The sequence below is a fragment of the Geotalea toluenoxydans JCM 15764 genome (assembly GCF_001311985.1).
Classification (GTDB): domain Bacteria; phylum Desulfobacterota; class Desulfuromonadia; order Geobacterales; family Geobacteraceae; genus Geotalea; species Geotalea toluenoxydans.
Genome location: NZ_BBCJ01000038.1, coordinates 18,682 through 34,184, shown reverse-complemented (window position 1 = coordinate 34,184; position 15,503 = coordinate 18,682). Strand labels below are relative to the sequence as shown.

The 15,503-nt window shown below is 50.8% G+C and carries 16 protein-coding genes and 4 pseudogenes; 2 read left to right on the top strand and 18 right to left on the bottom strand.

Annotated elements, in window-relative coordinates; translation table 11 throughout:
- Positions 1–57: 57 nt before the first annotated feature.
- The 14 genes and pseudogenes from JCM15764_RS18995 to JCM15764_RS18940 all read right to left on the bottom strand — a co-directional run bounded on the left by JCM15764_RS18995 (position 58) and on the right by JCM15764_RS18940 (position 10,540).
- Positions 58–1,471: pseudogene (locus JCM15764_RS18995) on the bottom strand (efflux RND transporter periplasmic adaptor subunit).
- Between the two features lie 56 nt (positions 1,472–1,527).
- Entirely contained in the window at positions 1,528–1,698 is a 171-nt protein-coding gene (locus JCM15764_RS27335; RefSeq protein WP_279384569.1) for a hypothetical protein, read from the bottom strand.
- Between the two features lie 5 nt (positions 1,699–1,703).
- Positions 1,704–2,102, bottom strand: coding sequence for a TolC family protein (locus JCM15764_RS27330; protein ID WP_279384568.1), 399 nt, complete (start codon positions 2,100–2,102; stop codon positions 1,704–1,706).
- Positions 2,103–2,131: 29 nt separating this feature from the next.
- Positions 2,132–2,689 (bottom strand): TolC family protein, encoded by a 558-nt coding sequence (locus tag JCM15764_RS27325; protein ID WP_500778440.1) that lies wholly within the window; start codon positions 2,687–2,689, stop codon positions 2,132–2,134.
- Between the two features lie 376 nt (positions 2,690–3,065).
- On the bottom strand, positions 3,066–4,424 hold the full coding sequence (locus JCM15764_RS18985; RefSeq protein WP_054698446.1) for a sigma-54-dependent transcriptional regulator: 1,359 nt from the start codon (positions 4,422–4,424) through the stop codon (positions 3,066–3,068).
- Positions 4,421–5,549: pseudogene (locus JCM15764_RS18980) on the bottom strand (two-component system sensor histidine kinase NtrB). Before JCM15764_RS18980 ends, JCM15764_RS18985 begins: the two are co-directional and overlap by 4 nt.
- A 254-nt stretch (positions 5,550–5,803) precedes the next feature.
- Complete coding sequence (locus JCM15764_RS18975; RefSeq protein WP_243689434.1) at positions 5,804–6,199, bottom strand: M23 family metallopeptidase; 396 nt, start codon at positions 6,197–6,199, stop codon at positions 5,804–5,806.
- A 67-nt stretch (positions 6,200–6,266) separates the two neighbouring features.
- The gene (gene flgC / locus JCM15764_RS18970; protein ID WP_054698444.1) at positions 6,267–6,686 is read right to left on the bottom strand and encodes a flagellar basal body rod protein FlgC; all 420 of its coding nucleotides are present in this window, start codon (positions 6,684–6,686) and stop codon (positions 6,267–6,269) included.
- A 16-nt stretch (positions 6,687–6,702) separates the two neighbouring features.
- Entirely contained in the window at positions 6,703–7,089 is a 387-nt protein-coding gene (locus tag JCM15764_RS18965) for a response regulator (RefSeq protein WP_243689433.1), read from the bottom strand.
- A 45-nt stretch (positions 7,090–7,134) separates the two neighbouring features.
- A pseudogene (locus JCM15764_RS18960) lies at positions 7,135–7,808 on the bottom strand (ABC transporter ATP-binding protein).
- Positions 7,809–7,976: 168 nt separating this feature from the next.
- A pseudogene (locus JCM15764_RS27320) lies at positions 7,977–9,136 on the bottom strand (ABC transporter permease).
- Positions 9,137–9,148: 12 nt separating this feature from the next.
- The gene (locus JCM15764_RS18950) at positions 9,149–9,622 is read right to left on the bottom strand and encodes a DUF2318 domain-containing protein (RefSeq protein WP_054698451.1); all 474 of its coding nucleotides are present in this window, start codon (positions 9,620–9,622) and stop codon (positions 9,149–9,151) included.
- A 76-nt stretch (positions 9,623–9,698) separates the two neighbouring features.
- Positions 9,699–10,115 carry a heavy-metal-associated domain-containing protein gene (locus JCM15764_RS18945; protein WP_054698440.1) on the bottom strand — a complete coding sequence of 139 codons (417 nt, stop codon included), beginning with the start codon at positions 10,113–10,115 and terminating at the stop codon, positions 9,699–9,701.
- A gap of 125 nt (positions 10,116–10,240) precedes the next feature.
- Positions 10,241–10,540 (bottom strand): heavy-metal-associated domain-containing protein, encoded by a 300-nt coding sequence (locus JCM15764_RS18940; RefSeq protein WP_243689431.1) that lies wholly within the window; start codon positions 10,538–10,540, stop codon positions 10,241–10,243.
- Between the two features lie 565 nt (positions 10,541–11,105).
- On the opposite strand from JCM15764_RS18940, the gene JCM15764_RS18935 reads away from it, so the two are divergent.
- Positions 11,106–11,624, top strand: coding sequence for a hypothetical protein (locus JCM15764_RS18935; RefSeq protein WP_054698438.1), 519 nt, complete (start codon positions 11,106–11,108; stop codon positions 11,622–11,624).
- Positions 11,625–11,742: 118 nt separating this feature from the next.
- Here the strand turns inward: JCM15764_RS18935 and JCM15764_RS18930 are convergent, their stop codons facing one another.
- The gene (locus tag JCM15764_RS18930) at positions 11,743–12,186 is read right to left on the bottom strand and encodes a MamS/MamX family magnetosome protein (RefSeq protein WP_054698435.1); all 444 of its coding nucleotides are present in this window, start codon (positions 12,184–12,186) and stop codon (positions 11,743–11,745) included.
- Between the two features lie 260 nt (positions 12,187–12,446).
- On the opposite strand from JCM15764_RS18930, the gene JCM15764_RS18925 reads away from it, so the two are divergent.
- Positions 12,447–13,685 (top strand): multidrug effflux MFS transporter, encoded by a 1,239-nt coding sequence (locus JCM15764_RS18925; protein WP_054698434.1) that lies wholly within the window; start codon positions 12,447–12,449, stop codon positions 13,683–13,685.
- A 53-nt stretch (positions 13,686–13,738) separates the two neighbouring features.
- On the opposite strand, the gene JCM15764_RS18920 is transcribed toward JCM15764_RS18925, so the two are convergent.
- From JCM15764_RS18920 to JCM15764_RS18910, 3 genes are read right to left on the bottom strand one after another with little or no spacing between them, the layout of a single operon-like run.
- Complete coding sequence (locus tag JCM15764_RS18920; protein WP_054698432.1) at positions 13,739–14,005, bottom strand: YheU family protein; 267 nt, start codon at positions 14,003–14,005, stop codon at positions 13,739–13,741.
- Between the two features lie 3 nt (positions 14,006–14,008).
- Positions 14,009–14,488 (bottom strand): GreA/GreB family elongation factor, encoded by a 480-nt coding sequence (locus tag JCM15764_RS18915; protein ID WP_054698429.1) that lies wholly within the window; start codon positions 14,486–14,488, stop codon positions 14,009–14,011.
- 13 nt (positions 14,489–14,501) lie between these two features.
- Positions 14,502–15,089: a hypothetical protein gene (locus JCM15764_RS18910; RefSeq protein ID WP_054698427.1), complete on the bottom strand. Its 588-nt coding sequence runs from the start codon at positions 15,087–15,089 to the stop codon at positions 14,502–14,504.
- Positions 15,090–15,503 lie beyond the last annotated feature (414 nt).

The following is a 15,503-nucleotide window of genomic DNA, read 5'->3' as shown; positions in this document are numbered from 1 at the left end:
TGATGGTTTTGGCGGCAAATCCCCCCCTCGCCCCCCTTTCATAAAGGGGGGTAAACATTACATTTTCATGTCATCCATATTCATAGGTTTCTTCCCTGGGGAGGCGGGCTGTGACGTATGCCCCTCATGCCCCCCTGCTGCCGGAGCCTGTCCCGGTGCAGCCGGCTTGCCGCCCGTATGCTTGCTGTGATCCTGACCGCCGCCGCCTTTCAGTTGTGACTCGGAATCGATCAGGTAGCCGCCGGATACCGCCACTTTGTCACCCGGATTGATGCCTGATATGATCTGGATTTTATCGTCGGTCTGCTGTCCAACCTTCACATCACGGGGTTCGAACATCCCCGGTGAACTTTCCACCCAGACCACCTGACGAGTTCCAGTATCAAGTACCGCGGTGACTGGAACTACAATGGCCGATCCCAGTGGGACCTTGATGATGGCGTTGACGAACATGTCAGGTTTCAGCCTCATGCCGGGATTGGGCATTTCCACCCTAGCCTTCACCGTCCTCGTTTTCGGATCGAGAAATGGGTAGATGTAGGAAACCTTGCCACTGAACGACTTGCCCGGGAAGGACTGGGAACGGATTTCCACCCTCTGTCCAATATGGACATTGGGGAATTCATTCTCGTAAACCTCAACTTCCACCCAAACATTGGAAAGGTCGGCAATATTGAACAGCTGATCACCGGTATTGACATACTGCCCCTGCTGAACCATCTTTTCGATCACTATCGGAAAGGGTGTGGTAGATGGGAAGGCGGATATTGGGCTTCCCTGCCTTCTCCAATTGGGCAATCTGGTTTTCCCTGACGCCAAAGAGCAAAAGCCGCTGCTTGGCCGACTGCACCAGCCCGTCACCATTCTGGGAGATGGAGGCAATGGGGGAATTCTTCAGCTGATCGCGACTTTTCACCGCCAGCAAATATTCCTGCTGGGTCGCCACTAAGTCTGGGGAGTAGACTTCAGCAACAGGCTTGCTCTTACTTACCCAAGAGCCGACCGTGTCAACAAAAAGCCTGTCTATTCTTCCTCCTATCCAGGCAGTGACCTTGGCCTGGCGAGACTGATCGAACTGGACGATGCCGACAGCATTTATTTCCTTGTTCAAATCCTGCCGCCTGACCTCTATGGTAGCCACATTGGCCATGACCCTCTGGGTCGGGGAAAGGGAGACGTGACCGATCATCTCTGCCTGCTGCTTTTGCTCCGCAGTCATCGGCCCACTGCCTGCCGCTCCATCGATCTTCTTGATCAGTTCCATGCCGCAGATCGGGCAGGTGCCCGGTTTGTCCTTGATGATAAACGGGTGCATTGAGCAGGTATAGAGCTGTTTGCCCTGAGCTACCTTCGCATCCTTTCCAGTCGACGTTTTAGCGCTCTTCTGCTGCCACAGGTACCACCCCCCGCCAGCTGCCGCGGCAATCAACAAAAATATCAACGGAATTGCAATTTTCTTGTTCAGGCTCATGGTCGTACCTCGATATATGGATAGTTGTTTCTGTTCTGAACGGATGCAGTCGGTGGCTACTTGACCGCAGTTGAAGCTGGAGTCTGGCCAGCCGGCCACGGCAATTCACCACCGACAAGTGCTTCCAACTGGGCCAGCTTCATCATGTATTCAGCCTGGGAGTCGTAAAGTTCCCGCTCGTAATTGAACAGGTTGACCCGCCCGTCGAGCAGGGTGAGAAAGTCCACCTTGTTTACACGGTAGCTGATAATGGCCGATTCCAGTGATTGTTCAGCCTGGGGAATAATCCCCCCTTGTACAGTTCAACCAGTTTCTGCCGCCGTTCCAGTTGGGCCAGAATATCATGAATGGAATAGGTGATGCTGTTCTTCAGGCCGTTGAGCTCCTCCAAAGACATGTTCGTCTCGGAAGTCGCTTCAGCAACCATGGCCTGTCGGCGCTCACGCTGCAGTGGCAGGTTAAACGTGACGCCGACGGTAAACATGTTGTCGCCCGGATCTTTTGTCATTTCAGTATTTACCGCCTCACGGAACATGTATTCGAAGGAGAGATTGAAGTCGGGGTAGTACTCCTTTTGCGCCAGGCGGCGGGAGGCATCTCCCTTGTTGGCCAGGCTGATCAGGCTCTTCACCTGGGGCCTTTTGGCGAAAGCGGCTTCTTTCAGCTGTTCGGCTGACAGGGACGGTTTCGGTAAATCGAAGTCGGGGATTCTACCAATGGGGGTAGTATCGGGCCGGTAGAGAAGATAGTTGAGATTCGCTCCAAGCTCCTTCGCTGCTGTTTCAGGGTTATCTGCATGTCGAGCATTTTGGATCTTTCCAAGCCCGCCTTGTAAATATCCTGCTGCACCCCCTGGCCGACTGAATACTTGGACTCGGCAATGGTGATGAAATCGGTCAGTATCTGCAGGTTCTTGTCGATGATCTGTAGAAACTTGTCCACGGCGTAAATCTGGTAATAGGTCTCTTTCACCATGCGGGCCAATTCAAGTTTCCGTTCTTCGATGGCCCATTTATATGACTCCGCCTCATATTGTGCCACTTCCTGTTTGATAGCGCGCTTGCCCCAAAAGGGAAGTTGTTGGGATATGCCGATTACCTTGGAGGTCTGTGGGTCTTTATCGAAGGCAAAAGGTTCCTTTGCCATCAGGTTCTGCAGTTTGAACATGAACATGGGATCTTCAAGGGCCGACGCCTGTTTGACCCGATTGGCAAACATCTGCCAGCGGGCCTGGGAAGATTTGAGTTCCGGATTTTTATCAAGCGCGGAAGCGATGAGGCGTGAGAGATCCTCGCAGGCGGCTTACCCTCTTCCGCCCACACCATGGCTGGAGAAACAGCCAATAGAAGTAGTAAAGCAAACGTGTGTAGTGTTTTCATGGAAGCTCCCAAACATAAATTCAATACAGTTACAATTACACAGGTTGTGCCAACTCATATCTTACTGATTTTGCAGATTTATTACTGCGGTCGGAATGTCAAGACATGGAGAATATTCCCCACAAGGTAGGAATATTCGTCACTGCAGCCCATGCATAGATACCTTTCGGCCTTTATCCACAAAGATTAAGGTTTTTAAAAAATGGGGAACATGCCTATTTCTGACCCGGCGGAGTAATGCCATATTTTTCTATTCGGTAGATAAGCGTATGCCGGGGAATTCTCAGGAAGCGGGCAGCCGCTGTCTGATTCCATGAGCTGCGTTCCAGGGCGGCAACGACCACTTCCCTCTCCAATTGCTCAAGAGGATACCCTTCATCGGGCAGTTTTATTACTGCTGTCCCCTGAGCACGTTTCTCGCGAAGTTTATCCGGCAGGTCATCAACAGAAATCATATCGCCGTTTCGCATAATGAGAAGGCGTTCGATGGTATTTTCCAGCTCCCGTACGTTTCCCGGCCAGGAATGCATCACCAGAGCCTCAAGGGCGCTATTTTCGAGGGTGACATTCTCACTGCCATGCTTGCCACAAAAGTATTTGATCAGTAATGGGATGTCTTTGCGCCGCTCGCGTAGGGAGGGGAGGTGTACCGGTATGACTGCCAGGCGGTAATAAAGGTCTTCACGGAATGAACCGTTAGCTATAGCCTTGTCTATATTGACGTTAGTGGCTGAAACCACCCTGACATCTATTTTCTGAACCTTAGTGCCTCCCACAGGTTCAATCTCCTTCTCCTGTAGAGCCCTGAGCAACTTTGGCTGTAATTCCAGCGGAAGTTCGCCGACTTCATCAAGGAAAAGTGTTCCGCCATCCGCCAATTGAAATTTGCCGGTTTTGTCTCTCAGTGCTCCGGTAAATGCTCCTTTTACGTGGCCAAAAAGTTCACTCTCCAACAAGTCACGGGGAATGGCTGCACAGTTGATGGCTATAAATGGAGCTTCTCTCCTTGAACTGTTAGCATGGATGGAGCGGGCAACCAGCTCCTTTCCCGTACCGGATTCGCCTGTAATCAAAATGGCAGCCTCAGTGTCGGCCACCTTGCGAATCACATCGAAAACCTTCTCCATTTCTTTTGAATTGCCAATAATAGTGCGAAAATCAGTTTTATCCGACAACTGGCTCTTCAGCCGCTTGTTCTCCTCAGCCAGCCCATTGAACTGAAGCGCTTTCAGGACAATCAGTTTGAGTTCATCCCTGTTGAAGGGTTTGGTGATGTAGTCGTAAGCCCCCGCTTTCATGGCCTCCACTGCTATGTTCACCGTTCCGAATGCGGTTATGATTATCACCAAAGTCTCCGGTGAACGCTCTTTTATTGACTTGAGCACCATCAGTCCATCCATGCCCGACATTTTCATATCGGTAATAACCAGGTCAGGCTGAGATTGTCCGAATAAAAACAAGCCTTCCTCACCCGATGAGGCAGCCTGGACTTCATAACCCTCCTCTTTGAGGTTGTATTCCAGCACCCGCCGTAGCGAATTGTCGTCATCAATTACAAGAATCTTTCCTTTCACCGCAATCCCCCGTCGGAAGCATTCTGCATCGGCAAGGTGACGTTGACTATAGTTCCGTGACCAACTTCACTCTCCACCTGCATTGTTCCGCCATGACTTTCAATGATCTTCCTGGTAATAGCCAGGCCCAAACCGGTACCATCCGGTTTGGTAGTAAAAAAAGGCTCGAAAATGCGATTCATCGTCTCTGCATCTATTCCTGGGCCGCTATCACGGAAGCAGATTTCACATGAGCCTGTCTCATGGGGTGTTGTCGTTATCGTTACGCTGCCCCCCGTCGGTGTTGCCTGCAAGGAGTTGATGATAATGTTCAGAAAAGCCTGTCGGAGCTTTTCACCGTCGGCACTGATTATTACAGGGGTGGATGCCGGTTTCAGCACAAGTGAAATTTGTCGTCCCCTGGCGTCATTGGAAAGCAGAGCCACTATTGTTTCCAATTCTTCCTGAATCGGACAGAGCTGCATGTCAGCTGGCTGTGGTCGTGCCATATGGAGAAAATCCTCCACCACCCGGTTCAGACGCTCGGTCTCCTTGATCTGTATGTCGATGAATTCCTGTTTTGGGTCACCGGGCGTGTAGTCGTCCTTCAATATCTCGGCTGTTCCACGAATTGAACCGAGTGGATTTCGGATCTCGTGGGCCAGTACCGCCGCCATTTCTCCCAAGGTAGACAGCTTCTCAGCCCGTCGCAACTGTTCCTCGATGATTATGATACGCTCAGATTGGTTTTGCAGCTTCTGGTATGACTCCTCCAGCGCGGGCTGTTTTCTGGAGCTCCACTGTGCGCTCCCGCTCCCGCTGGGACAGCAGGCCGGTCACACCCCCTACAATGTTATACAGCATTATTTCAAGATATTTCTCCATTTCCAGGGTCAGGTGGCCGCCCCACTGGAAAAGGAGATGCGGTGCATAAGCAATGCTGACAAGGATTGAGCAGATTAACCCACCACGCAACCCAAACCATAGGGCAGCGAGGATTATCGGCAGATAGTAGAGACGCTGGAAAATATCGTGAAGATAAGGGAGATGAAGCGGTGTCAGATAGTGGAAAAGGCTTATGCAAACAAGAAAGCAAGCCAGGATGATTGGGCGTAATGGGGTTATTGATAACTTCTGAATTTGCATTTATGTGTGATCCTGAGTCTTTCCGGTTAATCGTCAACTTTGAGCAGGTCTCATTACAGCCTTTCTTCTGTTCGTGGATAGTAGCCTGCTTAGATGGTCTAAGCCTTAACCGCCCTGTCCTGCTGTTCCGTTCCTGTTGATGGTCCTGAGGATGGAACTCACCGATTCATCCATCTGTTGTTCCAGCCTGTATCGCTGATCAGTACTGGCAGCAATTTGGGGCATCTCAATATTTTCTGTTTCAGCCTGTTCTGTTAGGGCGCGGCCGCTAGGCAGCTGTTCGAAGTGCACATGGGTCCTGTGGATCTACCCGTGTTGCCCGAAAAAGCCACGACCGTACCTGATTCGACCATTTCGCCAGCCTTCACACGCAACAAAGAGTTGTGACCATAGAGGGTACGGTCGACATTGGCATGTTCTACTATAACGGTCGATCCATATCCGCCACGTATGCCGGAAAAGACAACCTGACCCTTGCGGGTGGCACGAACAGGGGTTCCGACCGGTACGGCTATATCGATCCCATGGTGCAAAATGGCCCTTCCGCTACCGAATGGATCGAGTCGCCAGCCAACACCAGAAGTGATGACGCCGTTCTGGACCGGCAGCTGCGTATCTGCCAGTGCTACAATCGGAAGAAGTAACAGCATGATCGTTGTAACGAATATTACTTTCATGTCTTCCGCAGATTTATACTCTTTGCCCAGCCAGTCATGATCATTTTGAGCCGATCTCAAGGGCTTTCATCTGCATATCCATGCCAGCTTTCATAGCCGTGGCATTCGCTTCATATGCTCTCGTCGCAGTCACCATGTCGGCCATTTCCTCAACAATATTGACATTCGGATATGCAACATAACCATCCTCTCTTGCGTCTGGGTGTCCAGGGTCGTATTGAAGCCGAGGGGGGGACTGGTCCTCAATAATATTGACAACCTCGACTCCAATAACCTCTGCCCCTCCCTCCATATTGGCGCTTGCACCATCAAGAACAGTGGCAAACACCGCATCTTTGCGTCGGTATTGGCCACCTTCATCTGTCCTGGTGGAATTGGCGTTGGCAAGGTTAGATGAAATCAGGTTCATCCGGGTTCTTTCGGCGGTCAAGGCAGAGGCACTAATTTCCATGGCATCCATTGGTTTTCCCTCCATATCATCTCGTTGATGTCTGCCTCAGAAGATAGGTTTTTCCCCTTTCGCCCCTCAGAATGCTCATCAACATGTCCCCAAGACTGCAAGCTTGGTTTTGTACTTCCGAAATTTCCGACACTTCCGGGTCCAAAAACAGATCCATGACCTGTGAGCTGGTGTTACCTTCAAACAACACAACGTTGAGAGCAGGAAATAGTTGCCGCACCGTCCGGCTGAATTCCCGCCCGTTAAAGTCTTTCATTTTGTGATCGCTGATCATGGCGCTGTAGGTTTCAGTCTGCAGCATGACAAGCGCTGCATCCGTGCTCATGACGCATGTGACATTGATCTCCAAATGGCCCAAAAGCCTTTCTATAACCTCTAGAACATCCCGGTTGCTACAGACCACCAAAATGACAAGGTCTCTGACAGGGAACAGATTCACTAGACCACCTCAAACTGAACCAACAACCATGCCGTCCCTTAAGCTTATGGTTCTGTCAGAGTACGCCCCATTTTCAGCATTATGCGTTACCATCACGACTGTCTGTCCGGCATTATTCAACTCCCTGAATAATGCCATGACCTCTTCGCTGGTCTTGGAATCCAGGTTGCCGGTCGCTCATCAGCCAAAAGTATATGCGGATTGTTGACAATAGCCCTGGCAATGGCAACACGTTCCTGCTCGCCTCCGGATAATTGGTTGGGGAGCCGGCCAAGCTTGTTCCCCAGACCGACCTTTTCAAGGGCTTGGCGGGCCGCGGCCCTCTTTGCATTGGTAGCCATTTTGACAATTGCTAAGGGCAGCATGACATTCTCTGCAGCGGTCAGGTACGGGATCAGGTGAAATGATTGGAAAACAAACCCAAGGTTTTGTGCCCTGAAGTCAGCCAGCTTTTCCCCTGGCAGGTCATAAAGACGTACGCCGGCCATCTCGACATCTCCGGAAGTCGGATGGTTCATTCCTCCCAGAACTGAGAGCAAGGTGCTCTTACCGGAGCCTGACTGCCCCATTATGGTGATAAATTCACTGGCTTCTATGCTGATATCAACACCGCGCAAAGCTTCGACAACGTCTTCTCCGCTGGTGTAGTGTTTCTTCACATTGGTGATTTCAATAAGTGCCATTTTCCATTCTCCAGTACTGCTTTCACCACTAAGACACTAAGGACACTAAGTGCCATTCAAACAGATAAGAACTGTTCTTTCGTTAAGGACTCACCGACACATGCCTTCCTTTAGCATTTCTTCGTGATCTTAGTGCCTTAGTGGTAGATTTCGAATCTATGTTTTACTTCACAGCGCCCGCAGCGCCTCGGTCGGGTCCATCTTGCTGGCATGCAGCGCTGGATAGAGACTGGCCAGCAGGCCCAGCATTACGGCTAATCCGATTGAACCGGCAGCTACAGTACTGTCCCAGATTAGGTGTGCATTCTTGCTTTCAGCCATGAAAGGCAGAGCCAGTTTGGCGCCCCCCATGCCGGCAGCATAGCCCAGGATTCCTGCCAGCAGGCTGACAAGCACTGCTTCCAGCAGGATGATCCGCATGATGTGGCTCTTGCGAAAGCCTATCGCCCTGAAAACACCGATCTCGGTCGTGCGCTCATTGACGCTTCCCATCATGGTCACAAAGACAATCAGAGAACCGATAAAAACAACTACCCCTGCCATGGCATAGGAAAACCGTTTGAACTGGTCCAGTGCCTTGAGGCGCCCTTCCACCACCTGCTGGATTGCCGAGACCTTGGCATCGGGGAGCTTTTCGGCAATCTGGGTTACCATGTCGCCAATGGGGCACCCGGAGCAAAGAGCCGCCACTTCCGCTAAGGTAATCTTTCCTTCTTTGCCGAGAATTTTCTGTGCTTTACCAAGAGAGGCGAAGACGAGAGAGTCATCCTGTGAACCGGTCTGGTCAAGCACTCCGGCAACCTTGAAAGTTTCCTCCTTGATCCGAATGGTATCACCGGAGCTAGCATCGAGGATCTTTGAGGCATCGCTTCCCAGTAACACTTCATTGTCGGCCTTCGGGGCATCGCCAAAAATCTGCCACCACTGTTTCATTTTCAATTCACTGTCAAAGTCCACTCCGACCAGCAGCACATCGTGGGTACCTACCTTGATTCCCCCAGTACCTTTGGCGCAACGGCAGAGATATTCTTGCTGTTCTTGATGGTTTTGATCCTGGCCAGATCCTCTTCGCCAATCTCCCGCTGGTCGAAGGTGACGCCCCCAAGGCTTATGCCGCCGTAATTCATGGAGAGGCCGTTACTCTGGGGGGTAATGAGGATGTTGGCTCCAAATTCGTCCATCTTCCGCTCAATGTCGCTGGACATGGACCGGGTAAGTGTCACGAGGGTGACAATTGTGGCGATTCCCACCATCAGTCCGATGGTGAGAAAAGCCATTTTCGTTTTCCGGCGTTTAAGGTTGTTGATGGATATGGTATGCAGTTTCATTTTCTATCCCGATTAGAAGTATTTTGCACCGGATTGAAGATCGGTTGCCTTGACAATGACGTTTGCTCCGATAAAAGCGCTGGGGAGGTAGGTGGGATTGCAGCCGCCAATGGCGTGCGGACCTATTTTCGCAATGGCAAAGCGTTGGCTACAGTTTTTGCACACCATAAAGTCGTCTTTCTGCTCATATCCCTTTTTTGCCTTGTAACAGACATCGCAGGTATCAAAGGCGGTATGGATGGCGCCATCAGTGCCTTTGACCACAAAGAAGCTTATATCTTTGCCGCTATCCTTGAACTGGTAAAAATGTGCCTTGCCGTCTGAAACCTTTGCCACCGGGATGCTTACCACTCCATTTACCGGCTTTACCTTCTGGACATTTGAGAAACCAGGTATGTTCAGAGCAAATACCGTCGCCACTCCCAGAACAACCAATATCCCGGCAACAATACCCAGATGTAAACCTTTGCTTCGAATGTTTTTCATACCGATCACCTGTACATCCTCCTTAATCCTGTTTTGTTTTCGTGAGGCTTTTCCCATGGCTATACTCCCTTTGTTTTTACTTTCTGTTCTTATTGCAACAGGCACAACCACCGCCTGCATTTTTCTGTGCCTGGGGCGTCTTGCCCGTTTCCTCGTCAAACACATCCTTTGCGACAGTACGCACTACATTACTTGGATACCCGGTATCAGTAACCACTGAAGCCAGGTGACCAGGGGCAATTTTTTTCAAATCATGCCACACGGTCACTTTTGCTGCAGCGATGTCTACTTCAACCGAAACGACTCCTTCTTTTTGTTCAAGTGCGTTGGTGATCTTCGCAGCACAACTGCCACACGACAGCTTCTCCGCATTCAGCACGGTTACCGTATCGGCCCCCTGCGTCGCAGCCCAGGATGTAGCTGAGATCAGAACCAATAGCGTCATCAATGTGACCACCAGATGATGGGGGGTGATGTTTATCCTTGCGTGCATTTGTTCCTCCGTTTAGTTTCGATTGCTGCCGCATCCACCATTGCCGCAGGATGAAGACTTTACCGCCTTAGACCCGAAATCCCGCCCTGCAACCTTTTTGAACTCGGCAATGGGCATTTTTTCCATCAGCCAGCTCCTGAACCCTTCATTGTTAACTGCTGCAGCAAATGTTTCAGGCTTTGCAGATGTTGATTGATAGCCAACCAGCACCCACCCCCTTCCACATCCACCTCCACTCCAGCCGTTCCGGGCAAACGCATCAAGGCTTTCTCAATTTTTCCGGCACAACTCCCGCAGGTCATGCCGATGGTCTTTAACACGGCAACTTCCTGTACAGGCCGTTTGATCTTGACGTGAAAAGCGAGAAATACCATCAACGCAACCACGGCAAGCAGCAAAGCTATATTTATAATCCGTTTTCTCATCTTGGCTTCACCTGACATAACTTCTGTGGATTCCCTGTTGGTGTTCATGGAAAGTAAAAGCAAAAAATCTGCCAGCTTGATTAATTATTGTAACATATCGGAATTATATGGATTTTTTTAAAAAGCAGCCCTAAAAAATATTCCTCAGGATAAAGAATATCCCCCATGTATGTTGAATATTCTCCACTCATTGCAAAATCTTATTTGGATCGCCTCTATTTGTTTACGCTCTATTTGCAGAAATGCATCTACACTTTTGGGTCAAAATGCTTCCCCCTCCCTTCCTGGATCATTCTTACGCATGCTTCGTACCATGCAAGATCCCGCTGAACGAGGATGTGGACGACATCAGTCACCATGAAGATCCTCGAACCATACGGTAGACAAGAACCGAGCGCTGCAAAAACACTGATCAATCTGACATCGTAGAAAATCCTCCAGGGGTGTAGATTTTTCTGCATTAATAAATTGTCAACATTATGTAAGTATCTGAAATCAAAAAGATCGGATATTGGTATACCCTTTGCTGTTATCCATATTAACAAAAAAATCGGAGGTGATTGCAGTGGCTCATTTTTATCATTACCTGATGTTGGCAGTATTCCTTTTAGTTACACCAGTGACCGCACTGGCAATGGAACAAAGCTTTGCACAAAACAACATGAAAGCGACCATCAGGCTTGCCCCTGACTCGCCATCGGCAGGTAGTAACGTTACTTTTGCATTGAAGCTTGAGAAAGATGGACAAGTAGTCACTGACAGAAAGGTGGCCCTTCAGGTTTATGAAAAAGGTACTAACAAGCAGGTGCTGAGCCGAGAAGTTGATGTTCTGGAGGACGAGTATCTGGATTCCTGGTCCTTCGATACACCTGGGGAATACAAGATAGCGGTTACAATCGCTGACGTTGGAAAATCTGCAGAAGTACTCAGTTATGAAATAAATGCCATGGTCGGAGAAGCAAAGAGTTCCGAACATGGGGAGCATGGCTTTTTTTCACATCATTTTGGCGGCGGGAAATGGCGCTGGTGGGGAGGAGGCATGATGCTCCTCATGATGGTTCCCATGATGATTATAGCTCTATAATCACCCATTAGACTGACCATGTTGTATATGCCTCCATCGAACTTTTATGCAAAGGGCGACCGCTCGAAAAGGTCGCCCTTTTTCAACATGTGATTCCGGGAAGCAGAGGCCAAAGCATTTACTTCCGTCTCCATCCTGACCACGCAGGAACGCCTGCCGCATCTCGGAGAACGAGAACTTCATCCCCTTTTTTCAACTCAGAGGCAATGATAACCGGTTTTCCACCTATGGTTACCTTTGAACCTGTCACATCAAGCTTCTCACCTTTCTCAAGCTTTGCATCAAGTTTATTAATGTACCAGTCCGGGCCAAGATGAACAGGAATCGTCTCCTTGTCCGTCTTGAGTAGAAGATGGATTCCGGCACCCATCCCCCGCATTGGCTTCATTCTGTCAACCCTTTCAATGGTCCCTGATACGGTTTCCACTGTTGAAGGATTATACATGCGTTGATAAGCGCCCCCAATACCCCATCCTCCACCCCCCATTCCCGCTGCGACCGCCAGTGAGGTAGTTATCATAATTATTCCAGCGATAATTCCCACAAACCGGGTTCTTTTCATTGCTTCCTCCTTTTGCATAAATTATTGTCCAGCACAATTATACTAGACTCTGATGGAGTTAAAATATTGGAAGTCAAACAACTTTTCGTAAAAATGTTTATTTATTCTGCAGGTCAAGGCATTACTTCGGGCAGCAGACCATCCCTCCTGTTTTACCCTGAACAGCCATTGTCAAACCTTTTGCAGCATGGTAAGGTGGGCTGCAATTTTCCCACAGCCCACAGCAGTCTTAGCCATAATGGCTAAAGGATGTCCTTTTCATGGAAGTAAGTACAACGGCCGAAGCCATCCAGCCGGCCGAAATGCCCCGCCCCCAGTTGGTACGCCTGGTATTGGTTCTGGGGGCAATGACCGCGTTCGGCGCCATGTCCATCGACATGTACCTCCCCGCCTTTCCCAGCATCGCCCATGATTTGCACGTACCCCTCGGTACCATTCAGTTGACCATTTCCGCGTTTCTCTTCGGCTCCGCAGTCGGCCAGCTGTTCTATGGGCCACTGGCGGATCGATTGGGAAGGCGCAAGCCACTCCTCATAGGGCTGGCACTGTACGTTGCTTCAGCAGTGGGATGCGCCAGCGTCCAATCTGCTGAAGCACTGTTAGTGTGGCGGGTGATTATGGCAATCGGAGGTGGGGCCGGCATGGTAATCTCCCGTGCCGTCGTGCGCGATCTTTACGATACCGCCGAGGCGGCCAGAATGTTTTCCCTGCTCATGCTTGTCATGGGAGCGGCGCCGATCCTTGCGCCCATGCTGGGAGGACAGCTCCTGCTTATCACCGGCTGGAGAGGCATCTTCATGTTTCTTGGGCTCTTCGGGCTGGCGTCTTTCTTCGCTGCGGCACTGTTCCTCCCTGACTCCCTTCCGCCCGAGCGCCGCATCAAACGCAACTTCACCCAGATGGTTTCAATATACGGCCATCTCCTCCACAACCGCAGTTACCTCCGTTACGCCATTGCCCTCGGGTGCGTCGCCGGCGCCAACTTTTCCTATATTTCCGGCGCTCCCTTTTTCTTCATGGAGCAGCATGGGCTCTCACCCCAGCACTTCAGCCTTTTCTTCGGCGCCAACGCCTTTGGACTGATCGGCGCCTCGCAGGTCAACCGCAGGCTCCTGCGTCACTTCAGCCCCCAGCGCATCACCAAAACTGCATTCATAATCAACGCAGCTGCTGCACTTATTCTCACCGCCGCAGTCCTTACCGGAACCGGCGGTTTCGTCCTCCATGTCATACTTCTGTTCATCTCCCTGTGCATGACCGGCCTGCTATATCCGAACATCACCGCCCTGGCAATGGCCCCATTCGACAGGGCTGCAGGCAGTGCATCGGCCCTCCTGGGAACGATACAGTACACCATCGGCGCAAGCGCCGGAGCATTGGTGGCGCTGCTGCACAATGGGACTTCCTTGCCCATGACTGCCACCGTAGCCGCCTGCGGTGTGGTAGGCTCGATTGCAGTCACCAGTTTCATCCGGTCTTCTTCAGCCCATATCAGGTAGAATAATTCTGGATTGGTTTATGTAGAAGAGTGGAATCCGATGGTGGGTTTTGATTAACGGCTGACTACGATATTTGCGGAGTTGGACTTCAGGTCGAAAACCACTTTTGCTTTCTTATCCTGCAGCTGCTTTAGAACCTGCCTGATCTTATCGTCGAGGGTAAAGCGGGCATCCCCCAGATCCGCCCATTCCCGGGTGACGAATTCGCCGATCAGGTTGCGCAGGGTCTCCGGATCGATCCGATCCATGGGAATTTCCACCCCATCTTCCTGCTGATCGTTCGGCACGTCGTACTCAATCATAACTTCATGTTCTTCCATATCTCAGCAAACCTCGGCGATTTCGTATTCGGTCCGGTTTGGGCCGATGCCCACCTGAACGGCGTCACCGATTGTTTTACCCATAAGCTCACTTCCCAGTGGAGAACCTGGAGTAATAACCACCACCTCGGTGCGGCCAACTGCAATCTTCAGCCCCCCTTCAAGGGGTCCGATAAAGATGGTCTTTGACGCACCGTCCTCTGCTTCGAGCCTGACCAGTGCAGTGATCCGGATTTCACCACCATCCATGGGAACGAGTTTCAGCTGCTTGTAAACTTCCATTGCCTGCCGGATTTCACTGGCCCGGTTTGCCTGTCCCTGTGCCACATATGATGCTTCAAGAGCCAGAGTGTCATATTTGTTGTCCGGCAGGTTTTCGCTGTGGGTGGCAGCTTCATGGGCGGTCTTGGCAGCATTGAAGAGCACCTCAAGATCGTGGCTGAGCTGGGCGACAATGCACTGGAGCAGGTCTGCTTTGTTCATTCCTCTACTACTCTCACTTGAAACCCGCCACCTGGGCCTGGAACAGGGTAACCTGAACGAATCTGACCGCGAAATCGCTGGCGCATTTGGTGCAGGACTGGAAAAAAGGTTTACCGCTACGCCCCTTCTCCACCGGGATTTCATGCTTTTGGCTGCAGTAGGGACACTCGGCGGCGACTACCGATTGTACTGCACCCTTGACGCCGGGCTGCCTGGTGGATTTCTTTAATGGCGACTGCTTCGGGTGTACCGGTGATAGCTCCGGGGCTGAAGCCGACGGTTTTGATTCAGGCATGATGGATAGCTCCTTTTCTTTCCGGACCAGGGCTTTCCTGAAAACGGCTGTCCTTGCAGGTATATCCGATTCAGGGACAGGCGGCACTTGAACTGCTGGGGTATCGCCACGCAGCGCCTTCTTCCATAACGACGGCAGGGACGACCGTGAATAGCGGAGCGGCTTGCCCGCTTTTACAACGGCAGCACCGTTAATAACGATATAATACCGGTCACGATAAACCACCAGCTTCTGGTCACCGACCAGGGCCGCTACTGTGCCCACTGCTTGCTTGTTTTCCAGCCAGAATGTACTACCCTCCGACACGTGCCAACTCCTTTTCCTGCCTTACACCAGCAGAAAAATCTTAATTTATGGGTATAGCAGGTTGTTGAAAAACGTGATGAGGAGGTCGGGATGCAAGGCTCAAGTGAAGGAGGGAGCGAAACGTACCGTGATGTACGTTGAGTTTCCGAGTGAGCGGCAACACAGCAGACCGGCCCTTCAGGCCCCGCGGGTCCGCAATAGTTTTTCAACAGCCTGATAAACGACAAAAAGGACTCGGACATAAGTCCAAGCCCTTGAATTCAGTTGTGGAGAGAAGGATTTGCACGTCGACTCCCGGGTAATAACCTGATCTCTCGTCCTCAACCACCTTAACAAAACCAAATAACATGCTGTCAATCCAACATGTTAGACGTTATCCAAGTTGTTCCTATATACACCATGTTTCCCATGGTT